Origin of the sequence: Nocardiopsis sp. JB363, from assembly GCF_900143625.1 — a bacterium.
Taxonomy (GTDB): domain Bacteria; phylum Actinomycetota; class Actinomycetes; order Streptosporangiales; family Streptosporangiaceae; genus Nocardiopsis.
Map to the genome: position 1 here is coordinate 51,630 of NZ_FRFF01000135.1, position 24,508 is coordinate 76,137.

Genomic DNA, 24,508 nt, shown 5'->3' on the forward strand with positions numbered 1-24,508 from the left:
CCCCTAGGCTGGGGAGCTGTGCGAAACGAACTGATCGTGGTGGGCGCCGCCGTCATCCGTGACGGCAGGGTCCTGGCCGCCCAACGGGCCGCACCCGCCGCCACCCGTGGCCGCTGGGAGTTCCCCGGCGGCAAGACCGAACCGGGGGAGACCCCCTCCGAGGCCGTCGTTCGCGAGTGCCGGGAGGAACTCGACGTCATCATCAGGGCCGGCGACCCGATCGGCCCCGACGTCCCTCTCCCGGCGATCTCCGAACGCCTGGGCCGCCCCACGGTGCTGCGATTGCTCAGGGCCGAACTCCTGGCCGGCGAACCCCGCCCCCTGGAACACCTCGCCCTGGATTGGGTCGATCCGACGCGGTTGCGCGAACTCGATTGGCTACCCGCCGACCGCCCTTTCCTGGAGTCCCTCGGGAGGCTCCTGAAAGCGGACGCACAACCCGCTTGACCTCCGCGTACGAAGTACAGGAATCGTCGCCCGTCGAGGCCGCGAACGCAGGTGTGAAGGGCTATGTGTCCTCTGCTCCCGGGCCTTTCGCGGTGACGAAGATAACCGGTGCGACCTGTACGTTTCCCGCTCAGACCACTATGACCACATAAACTGGCGATGGGCCGTGGCACCCTGCGGTCTCTACCCAGTACAGGAAAACGAGTCTCAAGCATGTCCAGTGCCACGCCCTTGGAGGGCTCCGCCCGCCGTACCGACCTGCGCAACGTGGCCATCGTGGCCCACGTCGACCACGGGAAGACGACCCTCGTCGACTCGATGCTCTGGCAGGCGGGTGTCTTCCGCGAGAACCAGGCCGTCGACGAACGGGTCATGGACTCCGATGACCTGGAGCGCGAGAAGGGCATCACCATTCTCGCGAAGAACACCGCGGTGCACTACACCACGCCCGAGGGCGAGGACGTGGTCATCAACATCATCGACACCCCCGGTCACGCCGACTTCGGTGGTGAGGTCGAGCGCGGTCTGTCGATGGTCGACGGTGTCGTCCTGCTGGTCGACGCGAGTGAGGGCCCCCTCCCGCAGACCCGCTTCGTGCTCCGCAAGGCCCTCCAGGCCAAACTCCCCGTCATCCTCGTGATCAACAAGGTGGACCGGCCCGACAGCCGGATCGCCGAGGTCGTGGACGACGCCTACGAGCTGTTCATGGACCTCGACGCCGACGAGTCGCAGATCGAGTTCCCGATCGTCTACACCTGCGCGCGTGACGGCAAGGCCTCGCAGGCGCGTCCGGGCAACGGCGAGATGCCCGACAACGACACCATGGTGCCGCTGTTCAGCACCATCCTGGACACCATCCCGGCGCCCGAGTACGTTCCGGGCGCGCCGCTGCAGGCCCACGTCACCAACCTCGACGCTTCCCCGTTCCTCGGCCGGCTGGCCCTGGTCCGCGTCCAGCAGGGAGAGCTCCGCAAGGGCCAGCAGGTCGCGTGGATCCGCACCGATGGCAGCGTTCGGCAGGTGAAGATCACCGAGCTGCTCATGACCGAGGGGCTGGAGCGCAAGCCCGCGGAGAAGGCCGGTCCCGGTGACATCGCCGCCATCGCCGGTATCGAGGACATCATGATCGGCGAGACCCTCGCCGACCTGGAGAACCCGGTGGCGTTGCCGCTGATCAAGGTGGACGAGCCCGCCATCTCCATGACCATCGGCACCAACACCTCGCCGCTGGTCGGCAGGGTCAAGGGCGCCAAGGTCACCGCGCGCCTGGTCAAGGACCGCCTGGAGAAGGAGCTCGTCGGCAACGTCTCCCTGCGGGTCCTGCCCACCGAGCGTCCCGACACCTGGGAGGTGCAGGGCCGTGGCGAGCTGGCGCTGGCCATCCTGGTCGAGCAGATGCGTCGCGAGGGCTACGAGCTCACCGTCGGCAAGCCGCAGGTGGTCACCAGGACCGTCGACGGCAAGCTGCACGAGCCCGTCGAGCGCCTGACCGTGGACGCGCCCGAGGACTACATGGGTGCGATCACCCAGCTGCTCAGCGTCCGTAAGGGCCGCATGGAGAACATGGTCAACCACGGCACCGGCTGGGTGCGCATGGACTGGCTGGTGCCTTCCCGCGGCCTCATCGGCTTCCGTACCGAGTTCCTCACCGAGACCCGAGGCACCGGCATCGCCCACCACGTGTTCGAGAAGTTCGAGCCGTGGTTCGGTGACCTGCGTACCCGTCCCAACGGTTCCCTGGTCGCCGACCGGGCCGGCGTGGCCGTCCCCTTCGCGATGTTCAACCTGCAGGAGCGCGGTGTCCTGTTCGTGGAGCCGACCACCGAGGTGTACGAGGGCATGATCGTCGGCGAGAACTCGCGCGCCGACGACATGGACGTCAACATCACCAAGGAGAAGAAGCTCACCAACATGCGCTCGGCCACCGGCGACGAGCTGGTGCGTCTGGTGCCGCCGCGCATGCTCTCCCTGGAGCAGGCGCTGGAGTTCTGCCGCGAGGACGAGTGCGTCGAGGTGACCCCCGAGAACGTGCGCATCCGCAAGGTCATCCTGGACCAGAAGGAGCGCGGCCGGCTCACCGCGAACAAGAAGCGTCGAGACGGCTGATCGGGGCCGAGCGCCTTCGATGAGCACGCATGGGGCGGGCGGGACACACCGGTGTCCCGTCCGCCCCGCGTTTTCCATGCGTCCCACTCGGGTAGATGACCTGAACATGAAACCCGAGCCTTCGTGTCCACGATGCGGGCGCGTCGTACAACCCCCGGGGTTGTGGACCAGCGCCTGGCAGTGTGACGCCCACGGTCCGGTGGCGCCGCTCCAAGGGATACGCACCCCGGGCATCGCCACGCTCGAAGCGGTCCTCCCGCACGCCCAGGTTCCCGTGTGGATCCCGTGGCCGCTGCCCGGAGGCTGGGTGGTCACCGGTTTCGCGGAAGTCGGGGACGAACGCACCGGTGCGCTCGCCACCGCTGTGGCCCTGTCCGGGCCGAACCCGCTCGGCGGGGTCGGAGAGCTCGTCGTCGTCGCCGAGGACCCCGGTATCGGGTTGGGAGCCCGCCTGGCGGGTCTGGAGGGATCCGACCCGGGCCTCGGGTTCGACAAGGGGCCGCCCGACGCCAAGGTGCGCTTCGACGGCCACGAGATGGCGTTGTGGAACCTGGATGTGGGACGCGACCGCGCCGTCTACGCCGGTGAGGCGCTCGCCCACTGGTTGTGGGTGGTGTTCGCCTCCGCCGACACCGGCATCCTCATGGGCGAGATCAACGCCCTGCGCGACCTCAGGGATATGCGGGACGGCGGTAGCGCCTTCGAACTTCCGTTCGGAGCGCCGAGCCCGTTCCTGGAGCGGATGCTCGCCCGCCGGGACACGTCGGCCTGACCGAGAGCCCGCGATCGACGCGGCGACCACGCGACTTACGTACAATCGCCCGGTGACACGTATCGACCTGCATTCACACAGCTCGGTGTCCGACGGCACCGATACCCCCGCCGAGGTCATCGCGTACGCGGTCGACGCCGGCCTGGACGTACTCGCCCTGACCGATCACGACACGGTCGGCGGTTGGGCTGAGGCCGCACGACATCTGCCCGCCGGGTTCACCCTGGTTCCCGGGATGGAGCTGTCCTGCGCCTACCAAGGTTCCAGCGTCCACCTGGTCTGCTACCTGTTCGATCCCGAGTCCCCGGGGCTCGCGGGGGAACTTCGCCGGGTGCGGCACGACCGGGCCACCCGGGCCGAGGAGATGGTGGAGAAGCTCCAGGAGAACGGTGTGGACCTGACCTGGGAACGGGTGTTGGAGATCGCCGGCGCCGGGCACCCCGAACACGCCGACGCCAACACGATCGGTCGCCCCCACCTGGCCCGTGCCGTGGTGGAGGCGGGCGCCGCCAAGAACGTGCAGGACGCCTTCGACCGGTGGATCGGCTCCGGCGGCCCCGCCTACGTCTCCCGGTACGCGATCGACCCGGTTCGCGCGGTGCGTCTGGTCCGGGAGGCGGGCGGGGTGTGTTCCCTGGCTCACCCGGCCCGTTCGGAGGGCGCCACGAACGGGTCGGTCCCGGTCGAACTGGCCGAGCGCATGGTGGCGGCCGGGCTCGGTGGCATCGAGGCCGACCATCCCTCGCACAACCGGCCGCAGACCAAGCTGTGGCGGGGGATCGCCGGGGACCTGGGCGCCGTGGTCACCGGATCCAGTGACGACCACGGTTCCCTGACGGGTCACCGGCTCGGTGCCCGGACCACGGCTCCGGAGGCGTTCGAGGAGCTCATCGCGCCCGCGACCGGGACACCGCTCCTGAAAGGCTGAGCCATCACCGGGCGGAGCGGTCACCGCATGCGCAGGGTTCGGTACGGTACGGACCACTGCGCGAGAGCGCGACAATGGTCACAGCGTTGAATCAGCACATATCTGGACGAAGGGTTTGACACCGTGTTCTGGAAGCGGAAGTCGAAGAAGCAGGAAGGCCAGGAGGCCACCGATTCCGCTACGGAGGTCGCGGAGGGTACCGAGGAGGAGACCGACGACGCGGTCGAGTCCGAGGTCGAGGGCGCGGAGAAGGAGACCGCGACCGAGAAGTCCGACTCCGAGAAGACGGAGAAGGCGGAGAAGACCGAGGCGGTCGAGGACGAGGAGTCGGAGGACACCGACACCAAGACCGACGAGGCCGAAGCCGAGAAGTCCGACTCCGAGGACACCGACACCGACGCGGACACTGCGGAGGACGACGCGGAGAAGGATGACGCCGACGCGGACTCCGAAGAGTCCGAATCCGACGGATCCAAGGAATCCGACGTCTTCGCGGGTGAAGAAGAAGAGGTCGGCGTCACCGGCCCCGACTCCGAAGGCATCACCCGGGTGCGCTCGGCCGGCGTCTTCGAGTTCGGCGAGGACAAGTTCGACGTCGTCGGCAACACCTGGATCATCGAGGCCGACAAGGACGGCGTCATCGTCATCGACCCCGCCTACGACGCGGAGGCGATCCTGGAGGCCATCGGTGACCGCGAGGTCTACCTCGTGGCCTGCACCAACGGCTACAGCCCGCACATCACGGCGGCCCTGGCCATCGCCGAGGAGACCGAGGCGGACATCGCCCTGCACCCCCGCGAGATGCGCTCCTGGCGCCGCGTCCACGGCGCGGAACACCGCCCGGAGATCGAGGTGGAGGGCGGCGGTGCCCTCGACGTCGGCGACCTGCACATCGACGTCCTGCCGCTGCCCGGGACCTCGCCCGGATCCGTCGGCTTCTACATCAGCCAGATCGGTGCCGTGTTCGGTGGTGACACCCTTCGCGAGGGCGGCCCCGGCATGGTCGGCGACACCCACCTGGACTACACGACGCAGCTCGCCACCATCGGTGAGAACCTGCTGACGCTGCCGCCGGACACCCGTGTCCTCCCGGACCGCGGTCCCTCCACCACGGTGGAGAAGGAGAACAAGAACTTCGACTCCTGGGTCTGATACCGACCGTCGAACCGACACGTGCCGCCGCCCGAACGGGCGGCGGCACGTCGTGTTCATGGCCCGAACCCGGAAAAGGGGCACCCGGGCGGGCGGTGGTCAGCGTCGGCCGACCGACTCGGTCTCGTTCCAGAAGGCGGTCAGCGCGCTCGATGTGGTCTCCGGGGCCTCCACGTTGGGGGAGTGGCCCGCGCCCGGGACCACGAGACGCCGGGCATCGAGCCGTTCGGCCATGTCGTTCTGCTCGGAGGTGGGCCACGCGTCGTCGTTCTCCCCGTAGACGACGAGCATGGGCACGTCCACCTCGGCGAGTTCGTCCACACGGTCGGGGGCGCTCAGCAGGTCCTCGGCCATGCGCATGAGCCCCACGGCGCTGCTGGACAGTAGGCGGTCACGGAGGAAGTCGACCACCTCCGACTTGGCGGAACGCGCACGCGCCTCGGCCTCGAACAGCTCTTCCCACAGCTCACGCAGGCGGCCACTCGTGGGGTTCATCGACACCGCGGCGATGAGGTTGCGGGCTCGGACGGCGGCGGCGCCGCTCAAGGCGCCGGGGCCGGAGCACATCAAGGTGAGGGAAGCCAGCGGGGAGCCCTCTATCAGGGCCGTCTCACGGGACACCAGGCCGCCGAACGAATGCCCCACGAGATGTACGGGGCCACCGTCGCCGACCTGGTCCAAGACCTCGGCGACCACCTCTCCCAGAGAGGAGAGACGGTAGTCGGGGAGCCTCACCCCGGGCGTCGGGGTGAGGGCCTCGGGGCCCGGCGACCGGTAGGTGCCGGGCAGATCGATCGCGACCACCTCCCGCCCGGCCTGTGCCAAGCTCTGGAGGAGGGCGATGAAATCCTCCTTGCTGCCGGTGAAACCATGCACCAGGACAGCGGGGGCCAGTTCTGTGCCGCCGGAAGTGGGCAGAGCCCGGAGCGCGGCCAGCGGACCGTACGTCAGTCGCAGGTCCGTGCGCCGCACACCCGGCGGCAGATCAAGGATCTCAGGTGTACTCACGTCGGGTCACCCTAGACGATCGTCACACCGCCCCGGGAGAACCCGACGCACATCAGGTGTTCTCGGGGTCCCGGCGCGCGCCACCGCGGGTACGGCGACGGCGACGGATCCGACGGTCACCCTCGCCCTCACCGGAACGCTCGGCGGCGACGGCGGGACGTTCCACGGCCGCCGAAACGGTCGGCTTCTGCTCCGAACCCGAACCGGAGACGGTCTCTCCGTTGCGGGTCCGCTGACGGCTGCGGTTACGGCCGCCACGGCGTCCGCCCTGTTCACCACGGCCGGCTTCGGTACGAGCGGATTCGCCACGGCCCGCTTCGCCACGACCGGATTCGGTACGGCCACGGCCTCGACCTCGGCGGCCACCACGATCACCACGGTCACCACCGCGCGGCTGACCGGTGTCGCCGATGTCCTCGACCTCCTCGGCCTCCAGACCGGCGTGCTCACCGCGCTTGTCCGCGGCCAGCTTGCCCTTGGTCCCCTTGGGGATCTTCATGGCCTCGAAGAAGTGGGGGGAGGTGGAGTAGGTCTCCTCCGGCTCGTGGAAGTCCAGGTCGAGCGCGCCGTTGATGAGCTTCCAGCGCGGCATCTCCTGCCAGTCCACGAAGGTGACGGCGGTGCCCGTACGCCCGGCACGACCGGTTCGGCCGATGCGGTGCGTGTAGGTCTTCTCGTCGTCGGGCGTCTCGTAGTTGACCACGTGGGTCACGTCGTCGACGTCCAGGCCGCGGGCTGCCACGTCGGTGGCGACCAGGATGTTGATCTTGCCGTTGCGGAAGGCGCGCAGGGCGCGCTCGCGCTGACTCTGACCGAGGTCGCCGTGGACGGCCGCAGCCGCGAAACCGCGTGACTTGAGGTCGCTCGCGACCCGGTCACAGGCCCGCTTGGTCTGGCAGAACACCATGCTCTGCCCGTGGCCCTCGGCCTGCAACAGACGCGCGAGCAGCTCCGGCTTGTCCATCTGGTGGGTGCGGAACGCGTGCTGGGAGATCAGCTTGGTGATGGCGGAGCCATCGATCTCGTTGTCGTCACCGGCGCGTACGTGCGTGGGCTGACGCAGGTAGTTGCGCGAGAGGGTGACGATCTCGCTCGGCATGGTGGCCGAGAAGAGCATGATCTGGCGCTCTTCCGGAATCTTGGTGAGGATGCGCTCGATGTCGGGGAGGAATCCCAGGTCGAGCATCTTGTCGGCCTCGTCCAGGACCACGGCGCCGACGGCGTCCAGACGCAGGTACTTCTGGTTCTCCAGGTCCAGCAGCCGACCGGGGGTGCCGACGACGACGTCGACGCCCTCCTTGAGGCCGTTGATCTGTGGCTCGTAGGAGCGGCCGCCGTAGACGGTGAGGATGCGACCGCCGCTGCGCTTGCTCGCGGTGGTCAGGTCGGCGGCGACCTGGATGGCCAGCTCGCGGGTGGGAACGACCACCAGGGCGCGGGGCCGCTTGGTGGTGCCCGGGTTCTCCTGGGCCCTCTGAAGGAGGGGAAGGCCGAAAGCGAGCGTCTTTCCGGTACCGGTGCGCGCCTGACCGATGATGTCGCTGCCGTTCAGCGCGATGGGCAGAGCCAGTTCCTGGATCGGAAAGGGTGCGATGATGCCCTCGGCTTCGAGGGCATCGGCGAGTTCGGTGCTCACACCGAGATCGCGAAATGTAGTCACGGGTGTCGTTGTCTCTGTTGTGCTGCTCAGGGCTCTGGCCTCCATCTGGGCGGGCCGCAGCGTTGTTCGTGGCCGCGGCGGGGTGCGGTCGCGGGCGGTTTCCGGCCGCCGCGGAGGGCGCGGCTCATCGGGTTCCCGCATCGCTGTGGGGACCGCGGTGGCGCTGCCGACTGGACCCGCGCGGCCCGACCCGGGGTGTGCCCTGGCCGCGATACGTACGGATCCATCCGCTGGTTTTGTCGTGTGCGGTGCGTCGCTGGGCGCTTGGCCATCGCTCCCTCACGCCGCACTGGTCGTGAGGACACGTCGTGTGTGTCCGGCGCCCGCGCTCGGGGCACCCGCCCCCGCGGCGCCGAAGAGGTACCCGCGGGAGGGCCCGCGTGCGAGGGGCGCGGTAGGCGGCGCGAAGATCGCGCACGCTGGTCATCACACAGAGTCTAGCTGTTGGTTCGCCTGGTGGACATAGCAGTTCACCGTGGCCGTGGACGGCCGAGACCGTACCCGCTCCCAGGCAGTGCAACCGTGTTCCGGCCGCGTTTAGTCCCTGGTCGGGACTCAAAGCGCCTGCCGATACTCTGACGGACATGACCACAGGCCCCTCCGCCGACCCCGGCGTGATCGATCTTCTCGGACTCCTCGCCTACGCCGAGCTCGGTTCCTTCTTCCGATTGGCGGACGACGCGGTCCTGGCCCCGTCGTTGCGCACCAAGGGGGACATCGCCGGCCTCGCCGCCACCGAACAGCGGCACTACCGGCTGCTCCGGGACCGTTTGGAGGAACTCGGGGTCGACCCCGAGGAGGCCATGGCCCCGTTCGTGACGCCGTTGGACGCCTGGCACGAGCGCACCGAACCGCAGAGTTGGTTGGAGAGCCTGGTCAAGACGTACGTTGGCGACGGGATCGCCGGTGACTTCTACCGCAAGGTCGCCGAGCTCGCCGACTCCGAGACCCGAGAGTTGGTCGAGGACGTGCTCGCCGAGAACGGCCGGGCCGAGTTCATCGCCGAGCAGGTCCGTGCCGCCCTGGAGCTGGACCCCAAGCTGGCCGGTCGGCTCTCCTTGTGGGCCCGCAGACTCGTGGGGGAAGCGCTGAGCCAGGCGCAGTCCGTGGCCGTGGAGCGGCCCGAGCTCGCCGCGCTGGTGACCCGTGAGGCCGGGACCGGCAAGGACGGTTCCGGACTGAGCGACCTCGCCGCGGTGAGCCGGATGTTCGCGTCGCTCACCGAGGGACACGCCAAGCGTCTGTCCGCGATGGGGCTGGCCGACTGACCTCTGATTTCCGCGCACACCGGCATCCGCGTCGACGGATGCCGGTTTTGTCGTTCTATCGAGGCTTGACCATGACTTGGTCGTACTTGAGGTGACTTGGTCAAGAGCGGGTAATTTCCAACACATTCATTACGATCCATTGGTGAAGTGCACATATAGTCGAGGAGGTTTCCCGTCTCCTGACCACCGCGAGTAGGTACTTCCATGCCCCGTGGGACCTCCGTGCGCCACCCGCTGGCCGGACTCACCCTTGACTTTCACCGCCTCGGCCCGCTCCAGGGCCCGCTTGAGCCCTGGATGTGCGCTGAGCTGGATCAGCATGCCGCACAGGTGTGCGACGGCATCGTCTCCGGAGGTGCCGAACTCAACGCCGGCACGCTCGGTACGTACCTTCACGGCTTCCTCGACGGTTGCCTCGAACGCGGCTGGGACTCCGATGACGCCGGCTACGACTGGGAGACTCTCCGAATTCTCGCCGTCTGTCGCTTGGCGAAGGAGCGCGGTTTCGTCCGCTAGGTTGGTCCTATCGCAGGCGGTGTGATCTTCGACGCGAGCTTCTCGCGGGAGGCACCCTTGCCGGTTCCCCGGCGAAATGCCGAGACCGGGCGTAGGCTGAAACGTGACGATGGCCCCACAGAGGCCGTTCACGGCCCGGCGCGCCCGACAGGAACCCGAGCCCTGCGGAATGCAGAGTGGGATCTGTGGTGTTCAGGGTCCGGTGGCGGACCCGAACACCGTGACTGGTGGAGCGGCCCGCGTGGTCGCGAGAAAGGAATGCGAATGAGGAGCGGTCGACATGGGGCGGCGCGCCCACCCGTCGGCGTCCTGATCCAGCAGGATCGCGTCGATTTCGCGCTTTTCGTACTGATCTTCGTCGTTTCGCTCGCGTCGATGGTATTCACGGGACCCGGGAGTGTCGTCTTCTGGTTGGCTTTCCTCCCGCTGATCGCCACCGTCGTCCTGGCTTTCCGACGTATCGAGCATCTCTCCCGACTAGAGCTGAACGAATCCGAATTCATGTGAGTCCGGCCGCCGAAGCGGCAGGGACCACGGCCGCGGGGCACACCACCGCGACGCACGACGAGGGCGAGGCCACCGGGCCCCGCCCTCTTTCATGTCGTCCCGAGCCCTCCTCGGGCCCACGACCCGTCTGACGGGTCTTGCGCGGACTCGCGGCTACGGGGTGGACTCGCCGCGCTTGCCGCGTTGCCCGGGCAGGCCTGCGACCTCCTCCTTGGTCTCGGTCGCCGGGGTGGAGCCGGGACGGCTCATCGCCGCGTCGCGGCCGGCCCGGTAGCTGCTCTCCTCGCTCATCCTGCTGGTCTCGCGTTCGGCGACGTCCAGCCAGCGCGCCCAGCGCGACTGCATCGGCTTGATGAGACCGCCACCGACACCGACGATGAGGATGCCACCGACGGTCGCCAGCACCGTGATCAGCACCGGCATGGTGACCGACACGGCCACGCCCATCTGGTTCAGCGCGGCGATCACACCGAGGGCCAGGATGGCCACGGCGGCGATGTTGCCCAACAGACCGCCGTAGGAGAGACCGCCCAGGGCGTTACTGATGACGTCCTTGACGGCCTTGGCGATCATGCCGGCCACCACGATGATGACCAGCGCGACGATGGCGTGCGGAATCCACGAGATCACGTCGTTGAGGAGCGTGCTGACCGGGTTCGACCCGAAGACGTTGAACGCGAGCGTCAGCACGAACAGCAGTCCGACGTAGTAGATGATCTTCCCGCACAGCTCGCTTCCGGTCCAGCGGCTGCGCTCGAAGTACTGACCCACACCGCCACGGTGCAGGGCACGGTCCAGTCCGACGCTGTGGAGGCCCTTGGCGACCCCCTTGCCCACCAACCAGGCGATGATCCAGCCCAGAACGAGGATCACCAAGAATCCCAGCAGCAGCGGTACGAAACTCGCTACGGCAGACCAGGCATCCATCAGACCCTGACCCATGTCCATACGTCTTCACCCCCGAATCGCTGGTATCGCTCGTCGAACCGGTGGCCGGATCCGAGCGAATACGGCGAAGAGAAGCGCGGTACTTCTCAGGTTCGCGATACCCGGCAACGGGAGATCGAATCGTTCGATGGCGATTCGCCGTGGTGATTACCCAGGCTTTGCGGAGAATTTGGGAAACGCTGAAAGAATGGTGTTTCCCACGAAAGGATAATGCGCCGTTCGAGTGCCGATCCGATGGAATCCGAGAAGGAGGGGTGTGACCACGAAGGGAACACGGACAGGAAAACCCCCGGGTGCCCGAAGCACCCGGGGGCCGAATCCTGCGGCCGTGGGCCGTGGTCGGGTCGATCCCGTCAGTCGCCCTCGTCGGCCGAACGGGTCAGGTCCCAACCGCTGATCCCGCGCCAGGCCAACCTGGCCACCAGCTGTTCGGCGGCGTTCTGCGGCACCGAACCGTGGTTGTTCAGCCAGTAGCGGGCGGTGGTCTCGGCCATGCCGACCAGGGCGATGCTCAGCAGGTGCGCCTCGTCGTCGGAGATGCTCGTGTCCTGCCGGATCACCTCACCGATCAGCTCCGCGCAGCGCTGGAGCGTGTGTTCGCTTTTCTCCCGAACCGCGGGGAGGTTGCGCAGGTCGGACTCGAAGACCAGCCGGAAGGCCTCACCGTCCCCCGCGACGAAGTCGAAGTAGGCCTGGAAGCTCGCCGTGACCCGTTTCTGGTTGTCCTCGGTGCTCTCCAGGGCCTCACGCTGTTTCTCCACCAACGCTTCGGAGTGTTCCTCCAGAAGGGCCAGGTAGAGCTCCAACTTTCCCGGGAAGTGCTGATACAGAACGGGTTTGCTGACACCCGCGCGGTCCGCGATCTCGTCCATCGCCGCCGCGTGGTACCCGCGGGCGACGAAAACCTCCTGTGCTGCGGCCAGGAGTTGGCGTCTCCGCCTGACCCGGGGCAAGCGGGTGCCCCGGGCGCGGGCGTCTGAAGGAGCTGTCACACCCACACCCTCCGAACTCGGCATGGCAGATGCGCGCCATTCACTGGACATCTGCGTGGCTGGTGCCTACGGACGCGGCCTCGGCTCCGTGTCGCGCTCCGCGGCTTTTTCCTCATCTTACTCCCGCGTAAGTTGAGTGTGGGCGGCGTGCGGCGAACTTCCACCGATGCGAGACGGGCCGGAAACCCGACATCGCAGGTGAGAAGGGGCATCAAACGAGTGTCCGATACGTGAGACGAAGGCCCCGGTGTTCATACGGTGGCGGCCTTCGCGTTCACGCGAAGAGACCTCAACGGCGTTCGTCCTCGTCCTCCCCGGCGTCGATCGACTGCTCGATCACATCCGCCTCGTTCGCCTCGAAGGCGGCGTCATGGGAAGTGTCCTCGAAACGACGGCCCTCCTCGTCGTCCGCGCCCGCGGAGGTGCGCTGCTCGGCCGCGTCGGCCTCGGGAACGCTCACACTCGGGTCCTCGGCCTCGGGCGTCCGGCCGGTGCCTCGCTGATCGGAAGATGCCACAGGGTCCTCCCAACGTCGTCGACGGTATCGGCGACACTACCCGCCGCCATCGTCGTGTCAGGGGCACCGCGCGGAATGAACCGGAGGGTCCGGTTGGTTGGGGGTGGTCAGGACGCCCCGTGGGGCGACGAGCGCCACTCCTCCCCGGGGTGGGAATGGAAAACCCCACCCGTTAGGTTGGGTATAAGTGAAAGCCGCTTCGCGCACCGCCCCCTCCCGCCGTGGACCCCCTCGGTGCGGGTGTGGGTGCGAGGCAATCCGAACAGACATGAGGAGTCACCGTGTCGCTGCCGCCGCTGGTCGAACCGGCTGCCGAGCTGACCGTGGACGAGGTGCGCCGTTACTCGCGTCACCTGATCATCCCGGACGTGGGGATGGCCGGTCAGAAGCGCCTGAAGAACGCCAAGGTCCTCGTCGTCGGCGCGGGCGGCCTGGGTTCTCCGGCCCTGTTGTACCTCGCCGCCGCGGGTGTGGGAACGCTCGGCATCATCGACTTCGACGTTGTCGACGAGTCCAACCTCCAGCGACAGATCATCCATGGGCAGAGCGACATCGGCCGGCCCAAGGCCGAGTCCGCCCGGGACAGCGTCAAGGAGGTGAACCCCGGGGTCGAGGTGATCCTGCACCAGGAGCGCCTGGAGTCGGACAACGCGTTGGACATCCTCGCCGGTTACGACCTGATCCTGGACGGCACCGACAACTTCGCCACCCGGTACCTGGTCAACGACGCCGCCGTCATCCTGAACAAGCCCTACGTGTGGGGTTCGATCTACCGCTTCGACGGTCAGGTCAGCGTCTTCTGGAACGAGTACGGGCCGCACTACCGCGACCTCTACCCCGAGCCGCCGCCGCCCGGAATGGTCCCCTCCTGCGCCGAGGGCGGCGTCCTGGGCGTGCTGTGCGCCTCCATCGGCTCGGTCATGGTCAACGAGGCCATCAAGCTGATCACCGGCATCGGTGACCCGCTGGTGGGCCGCCTGCTCATCTTCGACGCCTTGGAGATGACCTGGCGCGAGGTCAAGGTCCGTAAGGACCCCGAGACCGAGCCGGTCACCGAGCTCATCGACTACGAGGCGTTCTGCGGTGCGGTGTCCGAGGAGGCCACCGAGGCCGCCGCGGACTCCACCATCACCGCGCCGGAGCTCAAGGTGCTCCTCGACAACAAGCCCGACGAGATCTTCCTCGTGGACGTGCGCGAGAAGAACGAGTACGAGATCGTCAGCATCCCGAGTGCGACGCTCATCCCCAAGGGCGAGTTCCTCAACGGCAAGGCCTTCGAGAAGCTGCCCCAGGACAAGCGCGTCGTACTGCACTGCAAGTCCGGTGTGCGTTCGGCCGAGGCCCTGGCCGCGGTCAAGGCCGCCGGGTTCGGCGACGCGGTGCACGTCGGCGGCGGTGTCCTGGCGTGGGTCAACCAGGTCGACCCGAGCCTGCCCGCCTACTAGGTCGGGTTCGAGGGTTCGTCTACGGGCGGTGCGGGAGGTCTTCCCGCGCCGCCCGTTCCTGTTTCCCGGGGAGGGAAGGCCGCGGAACGGGTACACGTCCTGACACGGGTCGCGTGTCGACCATCGGCGCGCACCCCGCTGCCTGGAGGTGGTGTCATGCGTATGAAGGGACGCTGGGCCGATTGGGGGGCGATCGCCCTCGGTCTGGCCGTCGGACTGAGCTGGGTCGTCCACGGGATGTACGGGTTCTCCGGAGGGGTGTTCCTTCTCCTGGGGCTGGGCGTCATCGTCGCCGCGACGGTATCGCTGACCCGACCCGGCGCGTTGACCGGCGAGGTCGGCGTGATCGCCGGTGGAGCGCTGTTGTTCCTCCTCCCGTGGCTGCTCGGGTTCACCCACATCACCGGAGCCGCGCTGACCGCGTGGATCGGCGGCGCCGCCATCGCGATCCTGGGCGCGGTGGGCCTGACCATGGCGCGCGGAGTCCGCAGGCGTGCCCCGGAGCGGGCCTGGGCCGTCTACGACTCCGGTGTGAGCACACGCACCCCCTGACGTTCCGGCCGTACTCTCAGCGAAGCCGCTCCCCGGCGCGGGGGCGGCTTCGCGCCGTCCCGGAGTCCTTCCGCCGGGAGACGGCGACCCCCACCAGGCAGAGCGCCCCGCCGACCACCGCGCCGAGAACGGGGGTCTCGCCGAGCAGGGCCCAGGACATGACCAGGACCAGGGCGGGCACCAGGTAGGTGGTGGCCCCCAGCCGTCCGGCGGGCATGCGGGACAGGGCGAAGGCCCAGGTGGTGAACGCCAGCGCGGTCGGGAACAACCCGAGGTAGACCACGGTCGCCGTGGCCCGCCAGGGCGCGGCAGCCACCTCGGTCACCAGCACGCCGGTGAACGGCAGACAGAACAGGGTGCCGACCAGGCAGGCGTAGGCGGTCACCACAAGGGCGTCGGCGTGCCGAAGGGCCGGCTTCTGGGCGACCACACCGATCGCGTAGCCGACCGCCGCCACCAGACACAGCAGCACCCCCGGCAGGGAGGCCCCCTCGTTTCCGGCGGTGGACAGGCCGATCACGGCCGCACCGCAGAACGCCACGAGGGTGCCCGCGACCAAGGGCCGCGGCAGGCCTTCGCCGAGCAGGCGTGCACTGAGCAGGGCGATCAGCACGGGGCCGAGGTTGACCACCAACGCCGCCGTGCCCGCGTCGACCTCTTGTTCTCCCCAGTTGAGCGCCACCATGTACAGCCCGAACCAGAGCAGGCCCGACCACAGGATGCCCGGCCGAGCGGCGCGCGGTGGCAGCCCCCGCCGGGTGACGAGCACGATCGACAACAGGACGAGGGAGGCGGTGGCCAACCGGCCCAGGGCGAGCGAACCGGGTGAGAAGTGTTCGCCCGCGGCGCGGATGGCGACGAACGCCGAGGCCCACAGGACGACGGTGATGCCGGCCGCGACGAGCGCGGCCCGGGAACGAGGCTGATCGGTCATGCGCCGAACCTAGGGCGCGGACGTTTCGGCGCCGGCCGAAGTACCCAACCCCAACAGGTCCGCCAGGTCACGGGCGCCCCGGTCGGTCACCCTCAACGCTCGGCCGCCACCGATCCGCACACACCAACCGGCGTCCAGGGCGTGGGAGAGCAGTGCGGCGCCGGCCACCCCGGCCAGGTGCGGCCTGCGCTCCGTCCAGTCAAGGCAGGGGCGGGCCAACGGGCGGCGGCCACCTGTCGGCAGATCGATCCCGAGGTCGGCGAACCAGTCCAGTCCGGCCCCGGTGAGAGCGAAGCCGGTCTCCTGCCCGAGCAGACCGCGCTCGGACATCGCCCGGGTGACGTTCACCCCGAGAGCCCCGGCCAGGTGGTCGTAGCAGGTGCGGGCCCGGGCCAGTGCCCGCCGTCGGGCGCTCTGCGCCAACGAACGCACCGGTCGCCGCTCCGGGACGGTGTGGCCCGCCATGGTCTCCACCAGGTACGCGGTCTCCGACCCGGCCAGCCGTACGTACCGGTGCCGCCCCTGCCGAACCTCCGTGAACAGGCCGCCCTCGACCAACCGGTTCAGGTGCTCGCTCGCGGTGGGCGCGGACACCCGGGCGTGGCGGGCGAGTTCGCTCAGGGTCCACGCCCGCCCGTCCAACAAGGCCAGGCACATCGTCGACCGGGTGGGGTCGGCGAGCAGGGCGGCCAGCGCCGCCAGGTGGGGGCCATCGGTGTCGGACATGTCTCCAGGATGCCCCGGTGACGTTTCGGCGCACACCGAAGTGGGCGGGAGCGAAGGCTCCCCCGATATCGATGAGACACCACCACGGGGGTCCACCGCCACCGGCGCCCTCAGAACCTGTGGACGACCGGAAACGGGCGGACGGGCGCGGGTGTCGGTGGGGTTTTCGTCTGTTGGGCCGACCACCTGGCCGCATGGCGTTTGGACACCCACGGCAACCCGATGGGCGCACCGCGCCGGTTCGACTACCGATTGTCCGGCACCGCTGCTCATCGTGACGCCCAGGTCCGCCACGCTTTGACCCGGTTGTTGCGCTGGGCGCACGGGTGCGGTGTGCGAGCGATCGCGGTGGAGGACCTGGACTTCACCGACGCCAAGAGTCGGGAGAAGCACGGCCGCAGGAAGCGGTTCCGGCAGCTCATCTCCGGGATGCCCACCGGCAGGCTCCGGGCCCGGCTGCTGTCGATGTGCGCCGAGGCCGGTATCGGTGTGATCGCCGTGGATCCTGCCTACACCTCGATGTGGGGTGCCCAGCACTGGCAAAAACCCACCACCAGTAAGAAACGTAAGACTTCCCGACACGCCGCCGCCGCGGTGGCGATCGGTAGGCGCGCCCTGGGGCACGCGATCCGGCGTCGGATGGCACCGCCCCCGCATCACCGGAGTGATGGTGCGGGGCATCGGACCCTCCAGACCGGACCACGTGGCCCAGGGCGTGAGGAAGACCGCCCTCGCGCATGCGGACCACGGACACGATCCGATGGGGCCAGGCGCGGACGGAACGCGGTGGACCAGAACGCCCAAGACCGTTCGGGGCGCTCGGCCGAGCATGCGCAACCCATGCTCAGTCTCTAGGAACGGTGGCTAGGCTCACGTATATGACCGAAGCGTTGCCCGAAGACGGTGGACCCGACGAGTACACCGAGGACGTCCTGTCGGTGGTGGAGCGGATCCCCTCGGGGCGGGTGATGAGCTACGGCGACATCGCCGAGTACGTGGGTCGCGGCGGGCCCCGCCAGGTGGGGGCGGTCATGTCCCACTGGGGCGGGGGAGTGCCCTGGTGGCGGGTGGTGCGTGCGGACGGACGTCCGGCCTCGGGGCACGAGGTGAGAGCTCTGTCCCACTACGCCGGGGAGGGCACCCCGATGCGCCCGGGAAGCGACCGGGTGGACATGGCGAAGGCCCGATGGGACGGGCGTACCAGGGGATGAGGAGGTACCCGACTCTTCCCGGGTCGTCCGGGATGGTCGTTCGCCTCTGGTGAACTGGGGGCGTGAACACATCCCCGTACCGTCTCGTGCGGCGCGCCCATCAGGCGACGCCGCCGCCGGTGCTGGACGAGAACCAGCAGAGAGTGGTCGATCACCCCGGTGGTCCCCTCTTGGTGCTCGCGGGCCCGGGGACCGGAAAGACCACCACCATCGTCGAGGCCGTCGTCGATCGCATCGACAACCGCGGTGTCGATCCCTCACGGATCCTGGTGCTCACCTTCAGCCGTAAGGCCGCCCAGGAACTGCGCGAACGCATCACCGGTCGGTTGCGCCGCACCACTCGTGAGCCCCTGGCGCTCACCTTCCACAGCTACGCCTACTCGCTGATCCGCCGCGAGTTCCAGCGCATGGGCGACCTCGCGCCCCGACTCCTGTCCGGGCCGGAACAGCTCATGGAGGTCCGTGAACTCCTGCGGTGGGAACTCGCGGACGGCGGGGAGGCCTGGCCGGAACGGCTCCGCGCCGCCCTGGAGACGCGCGGTTTCGCCGAGGAACTGCGGGACTTCCTGATGCGCGCCCAGGAACGAGGTCTGGGGCCCGAGACGCTGACGGCGATGGCCGCGGAACGCGACCGCGACGACTGGTCCTCGGCCGCCGGCTTCCTGTCCCGCATGAACGGCCGCTTCGACATCGCCCCCGTGCCCACGCTCAACTACGCCGAACTGGTGCGGGTCGCCGCGAACATGCTCTCCGACCCCGAGGTGCAGGAGAGGGAACGCTCCGCCCACGAGGTGGTGTTCGTCGACGAGTACCAGGACACCGACCCGGCCCAGGAGGAGCTGTTGCGCGCCCTGGCCGGGGACGGGCGCGACCTGATCGCGGTCGGAGACCCCGACCAGTCCATCTACGCGTTCCGTGGCGCCGAGGTGCACAACATCCTGGACTTCCCGAGCCGTTTCCCCACGTTGTGGCGCGAGGACGCTCCGGTCGTGGCGCTGCGCACCTGCCGCCGTAGCGGGGCCGCCCTGCTGGCCGCCTCCCGCGGGTTGACCCGGCGGTTGCCCGCCGTGGCGTCCGCGCGTGGGCAGGTCAACGCCCACCGGGACCTCACCCCGGCCGAGGGGGTTCCCGACGGCGAGGTGCACCTGCTGATGGCGGACAGCGCCACCCAGGAGGCCGCGGTCATCGCCGACACCCTGCGCCGGGCCCACCTGATCGACGGGGTCCCGTGGTCGGACATGGCGGTGCTGGTGCGCTCCTCCAGCAGGCAGCTGCCGGTGCTTCGCCGCGCCCTCACCGCCGCGTCGGTGCCGGTCGTGGTGGGCTCGGACGAACTTCCGGTGGCGGCGGAGCCCTTGGTCCGACCCCTGCTCGGTCTCATCCGGCACGGATTGCGCCCGGATGGGCTGGACGACGACGCCGCCCGCGAACTCCTGATGAGTCCCTTCGGGGAAGCCGACACCGTCCGGTTGCGCCGGTTGGTGCGGGCCCTGCGCAGGCTGGATCTGGACCGGGTCCGCGCCGCCCGGGAGAAGGCGCCCACCGAGGACACGACCACCCACGACACGACCACCGAGGACACGACCACCGAGGACGGAACCCTCCAGGGCGAGGAGGGCGACGAGCCGGACACCGGGTATCGATCCTCCTCCCGACTGCTGGTCGACGCCCTGCGCGATCCGCGCGAACTCACCCTGATCGACCCCGAGATCGCCGCGCCCGCCACCCGTGTCGCCAAGGCGCTGCGCACCGTGCGCGACCTGACCGCCAAGGGCGCCGACGCCGAACAGGTCCTGTGGGAGCTGTGGCGCGACAGCGGTCTCGCCGACCGGTTGCTTCGGGCGAGTCTGGCGGGCGGACGCCGCGGCGCCGCCGCCGACCGCGACCTGGACGCCGTGGTCGCCCTGTTCGAGAGCGCCGCCCGCTACTGCGACCGGCTGCCGCCGGGAACCCCCGACGGGTTCCTGGAGGACCTGGCCGCCCAGGAGATCCCCGGCGACAGCCTCGCCGAGCGCGCGCCCGAGGGCGAGGCCGTGCGCATCCTCACCGCGCACCGGTCCAAGGGGCTGGAGTGGGGCCTGGTCGTGGTGGCCGGCGCCCAGGAGGGCGAGTGGCCCGACCTGCGGCTGCGCGGTTCCCTGTTGGGAGTGGAGGAGTTGGTCGACGCCGAGAGCCACTCGGCGGACTCCTTCGGGGCCGCTCTGGCCTCCAAACTCCTGGACGAGGAACGCCGGCTCTTCTACGTGGCGCTCACCCGCGCCGGACGCACCCTCTACGTCACCTGCGTGGGCGGTGACGACGCGGAGGAACGTCCCTCGCGCTTCCTGACCGAGATGGGCCTGGGCGACCCCGAACCGATCAGCACCGGGCGCCGATGGCTCTCCCTGCCGGCCCTGGTCGCGGACCTGCGTTCGGTGGTCACCGACCCCGAGGCCCCCGGGCCGCTCCGCGAGGCCTCCGCCGCCCACCTGGCCCGCCTGGCCGAGGAGGGCGTGCGCGGCGCCGACCCCGCCGAGTGGTACGCCCTCACCCCCTTCAGCGACGACCGTCCCCTCTCCGAACCCGACGACACCATCCGGGTGTCCCCCTCCCAGGTGGAGAGCTTCACCAACTGCCAGTTGCGCTGGCTGTTGGAACGGGCCGCCGGAGCCTCCTCCGGTGACTCCGCCTCCGCGCTCGGCACCGTCGTGCACGCCGTGGCCGTCCTGGTCGCCCAGGGCAGCAGCGCCGAGGAGGTCGGCGACCGCATGGACGAGATCTGGTCCGACCTGGACTTCGGCGGTCCCTGGCAGTCCGACAAGCAGCGTGAACGCGCCGACGAGATGGTCCGCAAGCTCATCGATTGGGACGCCGGAAACGACCGTGCGCTGGTCGTCACCGAGGAAGGCTTCAAGGTGGACGTGGGCGGGATCGAGATCACCGGCCGTGTCGACCGACTCGAACGCGACGACCAGGGCCGTGCCGTGGTCATCGACATCAAGACCGGCGGTACCAAGGCCGACGAGCTGGCCCGCCACCCCCAGCTGGGCGTTTACCAGATGGCGGTGCTCAGGGGCGCGTTCGCCAAGCTCGGCTTGGCCGAACCGGGAGGCGCCGCGCTCGTACAGGTCGGCAAGGCGGCGCTCAGCAAGAAGGCACGCGAACAGGCCCAGCCTCCCCTGGGCGAGGACCCCGACCCCGGATGGGCGCAGACCCTCGTGCACGAGGTCGCCACCGGCATGGGCGGGTCCCGATTCGCCGCCACCCGCAACACCGGGTGCAACTCGTGCGCGGTGCGCGCCTGCTGCCCGGTCCAGGACGAGGGCAGACATGTCTGAACCCACCGTCGAACAGGCACGCGTCATCTCCGCGCCCCTGGAACCGGGTGTGGTGATCGCCGGCGCCGGGTCCGGTAAGAGCGAGACCATGGCGGCCCGAGTGGTCTGGTTGGTCGCCAACGGGCACGTGCGCCCCGAACAGGTGCTCGGCCTGACCTTCACCCGTAAGGCCACCGCCGAGCTGGCCGAACGTGTGCGCAAGCGCCTGGAGCAGCTGCGTGCCACCGAACTCTTCCCCGAGGAGCTGCTGGACGGCGAACCCACGGTCTCCACCTACAACGCCTACGCGGGACGGATCGTGGCCGACCACGCCCTGCGGGAGGCGGTCGAGCCCACCTCCCGGCTGCTCAGCCAGGGCCAGTCCTGGCAACTGGCGGCCCGGATCGTCGGTGAGTACGACGGTCCCATGGGACACGTCAACGTCGGAGCGGATGCCGTCACCCGCCGGGTCCTGGACCTGTCCGGACAGATCGCCGACCACCTCACCACCACCGACGGGGTACGCGGGGTGGGCCGTTGGATCCAGGCCGGCGTGGACGCCATGAGACGCAAACCCACCCAACCCACCCGGGACCTGGTGGACGCTCAGCGGCGCCGTGAGGAGCTGCTTCCGCTGGTCGAGCGCTACAACGACGCCAAACGCCTCCGGGAGGCGATGGACTTCGGCGACCAGATGGCCTTGGCCGCGCGCATTGCCCTCAACCACCCCGAGGTGGCGCTGATCGAACGCGGCCGCTACCGCGTGGTGCTGCTCGACGAGTACCAGGACACCAGCCACGCCCAGCTGGCGCTGCTGCGCGCCCTGTTCGGCGAGGGCCATCCGGTGACCGCCGTCGGCGACCCCTGCCAGTCCATCTACGGCTGGCGGGGCGCGATCGCCGCCAACCTCACCGGCTTCCCCACCGATTTCCCGGTTGCTCCCGGTCGCCCCGCCCCGGTACGGCGCCTGTCGGTGAGCTTCCGCAACGGCCAACGCGTGCTGGACGTGGCCGAACGGGTCTCCGACGAACTACGCGCCGAGGCCACCGACGTGCCCGTCCTGTATCCGGGGCCCGCACGCCGTGGGCGCGGTACCGCCATGTCCGCGCTGTTCGCCACCGAGACGGAGGAGGCCGCGTGGATCGCCGACCAGGTGCGCAGCCTGGTCCGTGCCACCGCCGACGACCACGGCGGTCCGGTGTTCGCCCCGGACGGTCTGGCGTGGCCGGAGGGGGAGTCGGGTGGAGCCTCCGACGGCGCCGTGGGCCCCGGCGACATCGCGATCCTGTGCCGCAAACGTGCCCAGTTCCCGCCGCTGCGCGAGGCGCTGGAGGCCCACGACATCCCCGTGGAGGTCGTCGGACTGGGCGGGCTCATGTTGGTGCCCGAGGTCCGCGACATCATCGCCACCCTGCGCGTGGTCCACGACGCGTCGGCGGGCAACGAGCTCGCCCGTCTGCTCACCGGCCCCCGATGGCGGTTGGGTCCGCGCGACCTGGCGGCCTTGGGCGCCCGGGCCGCCGAGCTCGCCCGGCACACTCGACGCGACCTGACCACCTCCGCGCCCGATCACGGGGACGAACCGGACGAGGACCTGCTGCGCCGTACCGTCCTGGACCTGACCGCCGAGAGCGGCAGCCTCGTCGACGCCGTCGACGACCCCGGTTCCGCCGAGGCCTACTCCGCGACCGCCTACGAACGCCTCGGCCGACTGGCCGAAGAGCTGCGAGGATTGCGCAAGCTCGTGGGGCAGCCCCTGCCCGACCTCATCACCGAGATCGAACGCATGCTCGGCCTGGACATCGAGGTGGGGGCGCGCACCCACCGGGACCCGCTGTCGGCCCGGGCCGACCTCGACGCCTTCGTCGACCACGCCGTGCGCTTCGTGGGCAACACCGAGGACCCCGGTCTGGGCAGTTTCCTCGGTTACCTCAACGCCGCCGAGGAGAACGAGAGCGCGCTCAGCCCCGGTGAACGCGTGGGCGGTTCCGACAGCGTCAAGCTCATGACCATGCACGGGGCCAAGGGGCTGGAATGGCCGGTCGTGTTCGTGCCCGGGATCAGCGCCGGCAAGCGCGCGCCGCTGTTCCCCGCCAAGGCCCGTGACTCCCTGGCCTGGGTCAAGGCCGACCACCTGCTGCCCTACCCGTTGCGCGGTGACCGGGCGAGCCTGCCCGCCCTGCGCGGGGTCGAGAAGGAGGACATCGCCGAGTTCAAGGCGGCCGAGGAGGCCCGCCACCTGATGGAGGAGCGCCGGCTGGCCTACGTCGCGGTCACCCGAGCCTCCTACGCGTTGGTGTGCACCGGCCACTGGTGGGGCCGGACGGGGAGCACCCCGCGCGGGCCGTCGGTGTTCCTGGAGGAGATCCGTGAGGCCTGCGAGAGGGGTGCCGGGTCCGTGGTGACCTGGGCGCCGCCGCCCGACCCCGAGGAGACCAACCCGCACGACGACGAGGAGTCCTCGGCGGTGTGGCCGCCGCGGGAACTGCCCGTGGCGGAGCCGACCACCGTGCCCGAACCGGGGTTCGAGCCCGAGCCCGAGTCCGAGCTTCGGCCCGGCACCGAACCGGAGCTCGAACCCGAGTTCGAGTACGAGCCGGAGTACGACCCCGAGTACGACGACGCTCCCGTGGCCGACTACGAACCGGGTTCCGAACCCGTGCCCACCACGGAACCCTCCCCCCGGACGGACGGCCGTCGTGAGCAGATCCTGGCCGGGGCCGACCTGGTGGAACGAGCCAGGTCCAGGTTGCGGGCCGGCGAGTCCGTGTTGCCCGCGAAGACGCCCGACGCGCTGCGTCGCAGGCTCCGCGGTTGGGAACGCGACACCGAACTGTTGCTCGCGCACCGGGACCGCGCCGCCACCGGACCGGGGGACGGACCGGTCGAAGTGGAGCTGCCCGACCACCTGTCGGTCTCCTCCATGGTGTGGCTGGCCAGGGACCCCTCCGCGCTGGCCCGACAGATCCGCCGGCCGCTGCCTCGTCCGCCCGCCCCCCACACCCGGCGCGGCACCGCCTTCCACTCCTGGTTGGAGCAGCGCTTCGGCCAGAACGCCACCCTGCTCGACGAACTGCCCGGGGCCGCCGACGAGACCGCGGGCGAGGACGAGGACCTCGCCGAACTCCAGCGCAGGTTCGAGGAGAGCGAGTGGGGCGGCCGAGTGCCGCTGGAGGTGGAGGTGCCGTTCGAGACGGTCATCGGCGACCGTCTCATCCGCGGCCGCATGGACGCGGTCTTCCACGATTCCGAGACCGGTACCTACGACGTGGTCGACTGGAAGACCGGGCGCCCGCCCGGCAACGCGGCGGAACGACGGGCCGCGGCGGTACAGCTGGCCGCCTACCGACTGGCCTGGACCGACCTGGTCGGAGCGGCGCCGGAAGAGGTGCGGGCCGCCTTCCACTACGTGCGCGCGAACGAGACCGTGCGTCCCGTGGACCTGCTCGACGGCGAGGGGTTGGCCGCGCTGTTCACCCGCCTGCCCGAACCCGACTGACGGACCACGTCGCGGCCTCGGGTG

The 24,508-nt window shown here is 69.6% G+C and carries 21 protein-coding genes; 14 read left to right on the plus strand and 7 right to left on the minus strand.

All coding sequences use genetic code 11. From position 1 onward, the window contains the following. Positions 1-18 precede the first annotated feature (18 nt). From BQ8420_RS21130 to BQ8420_RS21150, 5 genes are all read left to right on the plus strand, one after another. Entirely contained in the window at positions 19-447 is a 429-nt protein-coding gene (locus tag BQ8420_RS21130; RefSeq protein WP_087100890.1) for a (deoxy)nucleoside triphosphate pyrophosphohydrolase, read from the plus strand. A 213-nt stretch (positions 448-660) separates the two neighbouring features. Further along, positions 661-2,553 carry a translational GTPase TypA gene (gene typA, locus BQ8420_RS21135; RefSeq protein ID WP_087100891.1) on the plus strand — a complete coding sequence of 631 codons (1,893 nt, stop codon included), beginning with the start codon at positions 661-663 and terminating at the stop codon, positions 2,551-2,553. Positions 2,554-2,659: 106 nt separating this feature from the next. Then, positions 2,660-3,325 carry a DUF6758 family protein gene (locus BQ8420_RS21140; RefSeq protein ID WP_200816030.1) on the plus strand — a complete coding sequence of 222 codons (666 nt, stop codon included), beginning with the start codon at positions 2,660-2,662 and terminating at the stop codon, positions 3,323-3,325. 52 nt (positions 3,326-3,377) lie between these two features. Beyond that, positions 3,378-4,253 (plus strand): PHP domain-containing protein, encoded by an 876-nt coding sequence (locus BQ8420_RS21145; protein WP_087100892.1) that lies wholly within the window; start codon positions 3,378-3,380, stop codon positions 4,251-4,253. 123 nt (positions 4,254-4,376) lie between these two features. Next, positions 4,377-5,405, plus strand: a complete 1,029-nt coding sequence (locus tag BQ8420_RS21150) for an MBL fold metallo-hydrolase (RefSeq protein ID WP_087100893.1) — start codon at positions 4,377-4,379, stop codon at positions 5,403-5,405. Between the two features lie 99 nt (positions 5,406-5,504). On the opposite strand, the gene BQ8420_RS21155 is transcribed toward BQ8420_RS21150, so the two are convergent. Together BQ8420_RS21155 and BQ8420_RS21160 are read right to left on the minus strand one after the other, a co-directional pair. After that, complete coding sequence (locus BQ8420_RS21155) at positions 5,505-6,413, minus strand: alpha/beta fold hydrolase (RefSeq protein WP_200816031.1); 909 nt, start codon at positions 6,411-6,413, stop codon at positions 5,505-5,507. A 52-nt stretch (positions 6,414-6,465) separates the two neighbouring features. After that, the gene (locus BQ8420_RS21160; RefSeq protein WP_087100895.1) at positions 6,466-8,049 is read right to left on the minus strand and encodes a DEAD/DEAH box helicase; all 1,584 of its coding nucleotides are present in this window, start codon (positions 8,047-8,049) and stop codon (positions 6,466-6,468) included. A gap of 608 nt (positions 8,050-8,657) precedes the next feature. Here BQ8420_RS21160 and BQ8420_RS21165 point away from each other — a divergent pair. The 3 genes from BQ8420_RS21165 to BQ8420_RS21175 all read left to right on the plus strand — a co-directional run bounded on the left by BQ8420_RS21165 (position 8,658) and on the right by BQ8420_RS21175 (position 10,364). Further along, the gene (locus BQ8420_RS21165; protein WP_087100896.1) at positions 8,658-9,341 is read left to right on the plus strand and encodes a ferritin-like fold-containing protein; all 684 of its coding nucleotides are present in this window, start codon (positions 8,658-8,660) and stop codon (positions 9,339-9,341) included. A gap of 204 nt (positions 9,342-9,545) precedes the next feature. Next, positions 9,546-9,857 (plus strand): DUF6401 family natural product biosynthesis protein, encoded by a 312-nt coding sequence (locus BQ8420_RS21170; RefSeq protein ID WP_087100897.1) that lies wholly within the window; start codon positions 9,546-9,548, stop codon positions 9,855-9,857. A 264-nt stretch (positions 9,858-10,121) separates the two neighbouring features. Beyond that, entirely contained in the window at positions 10,122-10,364 is a 243-nt protein-coding gene (locus BQ8420_RS21175) for a hypothetical protein (RefSeq protein ID WP_087100898.1), read from the plus strand. Positions 10,365-10,517: 153 nt separating this feature from the next. Here BQ8420_RS21175 and BQ8420_RS21180 read toward each other — a convergent pair whose 3' ends face one another. The 3 genes from BQ8420_RS21180 to BQ8420_RS21190 form a co-directional block, all read right to left on the minus strand. Next, positions 10,518-11,312: a hypothetical protein gene (locus BQ8420_RS21180; protein ID WP_087100899.1), complete on the minus strand. Its 795-nt coding sequence runs from the start codon at positions 11,310-11,312 to the stop codon at positions 10,518-10,520. 353 nt (positions 11,313-11,665) lie between these two features. Further along, positions 11,666-12,304, minus strand: a complete 639-nt coding sequence (locus BQ8420_RS21185; protein WP_087101009.1) for a TetR/AcrR family transcriptional regulator — start codon at positions 12,302-12,304, stop codon at positions 11,666-11,668. Positions 12,305-12,593: 289 nt separating this feature from the next. Then, positions 12,594-12,764, minus strand: coding sequence for a hypothetical protein (locus tag BQ8420_RS21190; protein ID WP_235006399.1), 171 nt, complete (start codon positions 12,762-12,764; stop codon positions 12,594-12,596). A gap of 338 nt (positions 12,765-13,102) precedes the next feature. Between BQ8420_RS21190 and moeZ the strand changes: the two genes are divergently transcribed. Beyond that, the gene (gene moeZ, locus BQ8420_RS21195; RefSeq protein ID WP_087100901.1) at positions 13,103-14,266 is read left to right on the plus strand and encodes an adenylyltransferase/sulfurtransferase MoeZ; all 1,164 of its coding nucleotides are present in this window, start codon (positions 13,103-13,105) and stop codon (positions 14,264-14,266) included. Positions 14,267-14,422: 156 nt separating this feature from the next. Continuing rightward, positions 14,423-14,818, plus strand: a complete 396-nt coding sequence (locus BQ8420_RS21200) for an SPW repeat protein (RefSeq protein ID WP_087100902.1) — start codon at positions 14,423-14,425, stop codon at positions 14,816-14,818. Between the two features lie 16 nt (positions 14,819-14,834). Here the strand turns inward: BQ8420_RS21200 and BQ8420_RS21205 are convergent, their stop codons facing one another. Together BQ8420_RS21205 and BQ8420_RS21210 are read right to left on the minus strand one after the other, a co-directional pair. Beyond that, on the minus strand, positions 14,835-15,752 hold the full coding sequence (locus BQ8420_RS21205) for a DMT family transporter (protein ID WP_087100903.1): 918 nt from the start codon (positions 15,750-15,752) through the stop codon (positions 14,835-14,837). Positions 15,753-15,761: 9 nt separating this feature from the next. After that, positions 15,762-16,478 (minus strand): helix-turn-helix transcriptional regulator, encoded by a 717-nt coding sequence (locus BQ8420_RS21210; RefSeq protein WP_087100904.1) that lies wholly within the window; start codon positions 16,476-16,478, stop codon positions 15,762-15,764. 222 nt (positions 16,479-16,700) lie between these two features. Between BQ8420_RS21210 and BQ8420_RS21215 the strand changes: the two genes are divergently transcribed. The 4 genes from BQ8420_RS21215 (at position 16,701) to BQ8420_RS21230 (ending at position 24,484) form a co-directional block, all read left to right on the plus strand. After that, complete coding sequence (locus tag BQ8420_RS21215) at positions 16,701-17,333, plus strand: hypothetical protein (RefSeq protein ID WP_200816032.1); 633 nt, start codon at positions 16,701-16,703, stop codon at positions 17,331-17,333. Between the two features lie 23 nt (positions 17,334-17,356). Continuing rightward, positions 17,357-17,689 (plus strand): MGMT family protein, encoded by a 333-nt coding sequence (locus tag BQ8420_RS21220; RefSeq protein WP_087100905.1) that lies wholly within the window; start codon positions 17,357-17,359, stop codon positions 17,687-17,689. A gap of 86 nt (positions 17,690-17,775) precedes the next feature. Further along, positions 17,776-21,006 carry an ATP-dependent DNA helicase gene (locus tag BQ8420_RS21225; protein ID WP_200816038.1) on the plus strand — a complete coding sequence of 1,077 codons (3,231 nt, stop codon included), beginning with the start codon at positions 17,776-17,778 and terminating at the stop codon, positions 21,004-21,006. Next, on the plus strand, positions 20,999-24,484 hold the full coding sequence (locus BQ8420_RS21230; protein ID WP_087100907.1) for an ATP-dependent helicase: 3,486 nt from the start codon (positions 20,999-21,001) through the stop codon (positions 24,482-24,484). The genes BQ8420_RS21225 and BQ8420_RS21230 overlap by 8 nt, the downstream gene beginning before the upstream one ends. The last annotated feature ends 24 nt before the right edge of the window (positions 24,485-24,508 follow it).